This is a genomic window from Hydrocoleum sp. CS-953 (genome assembly GCF_002260545.1).
In the GTDB taxonomy this organism is placed as follows: Bacteria; Cyanobacteriota; Cyanobacteriia; order Cyanobacteriales; family Microcoleaceae; genus Trichodesmium.
This window is the reverse complement of record NZ_LGSU01000984.1, coordinates 1-5,825: the sequence shown is the minus strand read 5'-3', so window position 1 is coordinate 5,825 and position 5,825 is coordinate 1. Positions and strand designations below refer to the sequence as shown.

Sequence of the window (5,825 nt, the reverse complement as noted above, 5' to 3'; positions counted from 1 at the left end):
CACCACCACCTACTCATTATGATAGTTCAAATATTTTAGGATTACCAATTTATAATGGAGCTGGTGCATCATTTAGAGATTTACTACCTGCTTTAATAAGATAAGTTTTGAAGGTGAGAGGGGATGACAGAAAAGAACTTTTTGATGAGTGGATTAAGTATGATTTATGCTTTAATAGATATAGTGGGTAAATTTAGCAATAAATACCATGGATACTCAATCAAAATTAGATAGTGCCCGAAACCTATTCCAAGAATTAGGAAATTCTCTTGCTAATTTAGTGAATGCTGCACCGGAAGTTTTTGCAGATGAGACTATAAGTCGTAAGTTAGATGATTTTAATTCAGCTTATCAAGGAGCAACAAAACGTCTAGAAAATCCCAGTTTATCTATTGCTACTATTGGTACAACTTCATCGGGAAAGTCAACTATTATTAATGCTTTGATGGGTCGAAAAATTGCACCTATTGAAGCCGGAGAAATGAGTGGGGGAGTTTTAACGCTGAAACATTCCCAGGAACGAAAGTTAATTATTGAAGAGACACCTGATGCAGTTTGGGAAAGAGGAGAATGGATAGATTTAACAGATGAGGAAATCTATCAAAAAATTCGGGTAGTTATGCACAGTTACCACGAACAAAGGAAGAAAAAAGAATGTATTGCTCCACAAATTCAAGTTTATATTCCTTTGTTGCCTGCTAATGATTTAAGTTTGTCTGGTTTACCTGAAGGAATAGGAATAGATTTTTTAGATTTGCCTGGTTTAAAATCTGTACAAGACCGAGCAAATTTACAAGTTATTCAACCATTAGTAGGGAAGGCTTTTAGTTTAGTCGCTCTAGATTATTTACAGGTAGATGAACAACACAGACAGAAATTATTGGGAGAGTTAAAACGGGTTGTTGAATATTTTCAAGGGCGTACAGATTCGATGATTTTTATTTTGAATCGTGTCGATAATAGAGGGGCGGATGATTTACCTTTAGAGGTACGTTTGGAACAGTTGAAAAAGGAGATTAAACAAGAATTAGATTTGCCAGAATTACCAGATGTAATTCCTTTTAATGCTCGACTTTTATATTATGCTCAATGTGCTTGGGGAGCTACAGCGTTAAGAAGTGAATCAACAGTTATTTCGGCGGAAAGAACAAAATTTCTTAAGGCTTTATTTGAAGATTGTGCCAAAGTAATTAAGCAAAATACTGACGGAGATTTAACTGTAAAAAATTGGTTTCGGGAGCGTGAAGATAATTTGGAATTAGGTAATCCGCCAGATGATTATCAAATGCGCCGAATTAGATTTTATGCTTTGAAATGGAGTGGCGGGGAGGCATTATGGAGTTGTATTAACAACAGAATTCAAGAGTCTTTTTCAGAGTTAGTTATTTTGCCAGCATTATTAGATGTCTTTAATAGTTTTGATGTCTTAGACGCATCTCTGAATAATTTGATTGAAGTTCGCAAAATTGATAATCAAGAACAGGTTAAAACAGAAAGAGAGAAAATTACTAAAATTCGCCAAGACTTACAGAAAAATGTACAACGAATTGGCAAAGACTTTCAGCAGGAAGTTCAAGAATATATAGAAAAATTAAAAGAAGACGACCCAAACACGAGAATTGAAATAAAACAATATGCTGAAAAAAAAGGGTATCAGGGTTGGTCTCTAATTTTTGATGCTGTAGCAGAAGTGGAAGGAGATTTAACAAAATGTCTAATTTTACCGATGCGCGATGCTTTTGAAAATAATGAATCAACCCATAATATTCAGGATAAGTTAGGGGAAGTTATTAATCCTGGATTAGCAAAAGATATTGCTAAGTCTTATGATAATGTGAGTCGGAGGCTAGATAAATTTGAGAAGAAATCAGATGCTTTTTATCGGAAAGTTCGTGCTGATGATGAATCAGAAATTAAGGAATTAGAACATGATGAAAAGTACGTTAGACTGCTTTATCATACAATGCGTCAAGGTATGACAGCGAGGGCAGAATTTACTTTGCAAACAAAAGCAAAACAGTTTGAAGAGGGTTTAAAATCTTTAGTAGATGATCAACTGAAAAGGTTAAAGGTTTGTCTATCAGAAAAAGAGTTAGCTGCAATTAATCTTGAGGAAGTTGCTATTAAAGACCTCCGCAAAAAATTAGCTGAAAATTTACCAACTTTACCAGAAAAGTTGTTTGAGCTTCCAGATAATATTCAACAAAATCGGACACAAGAATCAGAAGTTGTTGGTACGGAAACTTATTATGAAAATGTAACTAAAACCAGAAATGAAACTTATACTGAAGAATACAAATCTGGTTCCTGTTTAAAACAAACTAAAACAAGAACAAGAAGTCGTCCTGTAGAATATACCGATACTGAAGAAAGAACCCGTGATGTTTATGAAGATATTGAGTATATAGAACTATTTTTACCCTCTCCAAAATTAATGGTTGAACAATGGTTAAGTGGTGTTGAAAAAGGAAAAGATAGTTTGTGGGATATTTTGCGTAATTGGATTATTAATAGGTTAGATTATGTTAGTAATCTCTTTGAAGAATCGGTGATTGATATTACAAATTTAGCCGAACGAACTTTAGACGAACAGTTAAGGTTAATTGAATTAAATTTTGAGGAGCAAAAAAAGTTTTGGGAGAGTTTTGAAGTTGAAAAAAATATGGTTAATGGAGCTAGGAAAAAGTTAGAGAATAATTCCAGAGATTAATTAATCTGATAGTATTGCATTGTAATCGTCTTGGATTTTTCGGGAATGTTTCTTACGAGAATATGGGGAGCATCTTGCTCCCGTGCTAAGTATTCTTTTTTCGTATATACCATTACTATGCAGGACTATCAATCTTTTCGGNTGATAGTATTGCATTGTAATCGTCTTGGATTTTTCGGGAATGTTTCTTACGAGAATATGGGGAGCATCTTGCTCCCGTGCTAAGTATTCTTTTTTCGTATATACCATTACTATGCAGGACTATCAATCTGGTTTTTTTTACCGAAAATAATTTGTACTTTTATCGGGAGTTAAATTGAATTAAAATGCTAAATAATTTCACTTATACCTTGGATAAGATTGCTAATAAAGTTAAGGATAAAAATCAGAAAAACAAGACTGAAGAGTTTCATTTGGTTTTAGATAATGCTGTTAGCTTTTGGTGTCAGGAGTTAGGTTTTGATTACCAGATAACTCATTATATTTGCCAAGGATACAAACAACATATTATAGAAAGTTTAATCACTTATCTTTGGGAAGAGAGTAAAACACCAAAAAAACAATCAGACATATTTGGTGTGTGTCGGAACACTATCATAGATAATCCCTTGTCTCAAAAAATCAATAGTTTATTAAGTCGAATTAATCCAAATTTTAGGACTACTAGCACAGAATTTATTGTACTAATTGCCTTTGTCATAACAGCAGTTGGTTTCTTCATTTATAAACTTAATGATTCACCCAAACCTACTCAAGAAATCAACAATACATTTTCACAAACACCCTCTCAAACATCAGATCCTAATTCCAACACAATACACCCACAAAAACAACTACCACAAACATCAGATCCTACTTCCAACACACCATCCCCACCAAAACAACCCTACTTATTAGTATTAGTTGTTTCTGCTTCCAATAAATCGCTGATTGACTCCTTAAAAACCGAAGAAAAAATCAATAAAGAAAATAGCGAAAAACTCTATCAAGCCACCCAATACTTACGGCAAGATACCGAAGATAAACTGTCACAAAAATTAGCCAACCTTAATCAATATCAAGCAAAAGAACCCTCAGAATATGACATTTTTTTAATTACCATAGAATTAAATCAAGCCGATGAGAGATTTAAACCTAATGTCAATCAATTAGACCGTTATGATGCTTTTAGCAACTTATACTTAGCTAATGCAAAAATTCAAGAAATATCACCTCGTTTACAAATAGAAGCTTACGGAAACCTTGATGTTTATAGCCGTTAACTTTAGGAGAAACAAAAATGATTATTAACACCGAACTTTTAGTAAATAACCAAGAAATTATCCAAGGCTTATTAACTGGAGAAATGACTCGTTATGGTAGCGTGATTCGATGGTCTGCTGGTACAGAAAAAGCAGGTCAAATTGTTAAACATTTAGTCGAAACACCAGGAGTTACTAACCAATTAATAAACTTACCTTTGACACCCGTAGCAACTGGAACTGGAATTATTAGTCATGGCATGAATTANGTGATTCGATGGTCTGCTGGTACAGAAAAAGCAGGTCAAATTGTTAAACATTTAGTCGAAACACCAGGAGTTACTAACCAATTAATAAACTTACCTTTGACACCCGTAGCAACTGGAACTGGAATTATTAGTCATGGCATGAATTATCACCAATTATTAGGTATTCAACAATCTTTATCTCAAGTAATGGGATTAACTCAAATTGCCGCCGGAGCCAGTATTTTAAATCTAGGAGTAAGTATTGCTGGCTTTGCTTATATGGGTTTTAAACTACATCAAATCCAGAAAAGTTTAGGTCATCTGCAACAAACAATGGAAACTGGTTTTACTAGAGTTGAAGCTGGTTTAAAAAGTCTCGACAATAAAATTACAGAAGGTTTTACAGTTGTTTTAGAAGGTTTGAATTATCTAGATAATCGTTTAAATATTATTTCCGGACAACTAGCTTATTTGTATTTATTAGTTCAAGATAGTCGGCAAAAACAAGAAAACCTTGCCAAAGCAATTTCCAATATTCATAAAGCCATGTTAATCAAAGAAATTGCGACTTTAAATGCAGAATTAAACGACATCAAACGCTTCCCCAATGAATCACGCAGACAAGCATTAAAAACAACTTCAGCAGTTAGATTATTTTTAGCAAGTCAAGCAATGCAGTCTACTCCAGAATTAGATGCAGAATTAATGTTAAATACCGACATTGCCATTCAAGGTTGGGCAGTAGCAACAGCAACAGAAGCAAATTTACTATTAGAAATAGGGCAACATCAAGAAGCAAAACAATTACTTGCTGAAGAAGTTCCGAAATTTCAACAAGTCGCTCAAACCTGGGGTAATGAATTAATTAATAGTAATCATAAGTCTGAATTAGCCACAGCTTACCGTTTCGCTACTGAGCCATTTCAACAATATATTACTCCCGAAAGAGTCGCCAGAATTACACAAATTTATCCAGGAGATACTCATTTAAAAGTTGACCAAATTCGACGGCAGAAAACTAACGCAGNTAAGTCTGAATTAGCCACAGCTTACCGTTTCGCTACTGAGCCATTTCAACAATATATTACTCCCGAAAGAGTCGCCAGAATTACACAAATTTATCCAGGAGATACTCATTTAAAAGTTGACCAAATTCGACGGCAGAAAACTAACGCAGAAGTAGAATTAAAAATGTCTTATGCTTCAGAAAGATATAATCAAACTTGGCTAAATCAACAAATAGCTATTGCCGAATATTTAGACACCTTAAGCGAACTATCCGCAAGATTAGATAGTTTACAAGAATTTGCTGCTTTGTGTGAAAGTCAAGGAGTTAAAAGTAGTCAGGAAATTTTACCCAATAATGTTGAATCAGGATTATATATTTTGTCTGCTTGAGTAGATTATTAATAGATATAGTAGTCTTAAATGATTTTTGAAAAAAACTGTAGGGGTTGAGTTTTCAAATTACATTTTACTTTGGTTTGGAGACCAAACCCCTACAATAAAATATTATGATTTAACTCAGATAAACAAAGTGTTGTGATGGAGGCGATCGCTAATTATTAATAGACATCTCCAGAAAATATAGGTTAGGGAGAAATAATTGATGAATAAGAGTGCGAT

2 protein-coding genes are annotated in these 5,825 nt (G+C 33.8%); both read left to right on the top strand.

Annotated features, from left to right (window positions below; all coding sequences use genetic code 11):
* The first annotated feature begins 208 nt into the window (after window positions 1-208).
* Window positions 209-2,710: a dynamin family protein gene (locus tag AFK68_RS13895; RefSeq protein ID WP_094673316.1), complete on the top strand. Its 2,502-nt coding sequence runs from the start codon at window positions 209-211 to the stop codon at window positions 2,708-2,710.
* Between the two features lie 326 nt (window positions 2,711-3,036).
* On the top strand, window positions 3,037-3,972 hold the full coding sequence (locus tag AFK68_RS13890) for a hypothetical protein (protein ID WP_143437861.1): 936 nt from the start codon (window positions 3,037-3,039) through the stop codon (window positions 3,970-3,972).
* The last annotated feature ends 1,853 nt before the right edge of the window (window positions 3,973-5,825 follow it).

Bases quoted from the DNA above. Each gene is read 5' to 3' on its own strand.
- AFK68_RS13895 (WP_094673316.1), top strand. From the start codon at position 209: ATGGATACTCAATCAAAATTAGATAGTGCCCGAAACCTATTCCAAGAA.
- AFK68_RS13890 (WP_143437861.1), top strand. From the start codon at position 3,037: ATGCTAAATAATTTCACTTATACCTTGGATAAGATTGCTAATAAAGTT.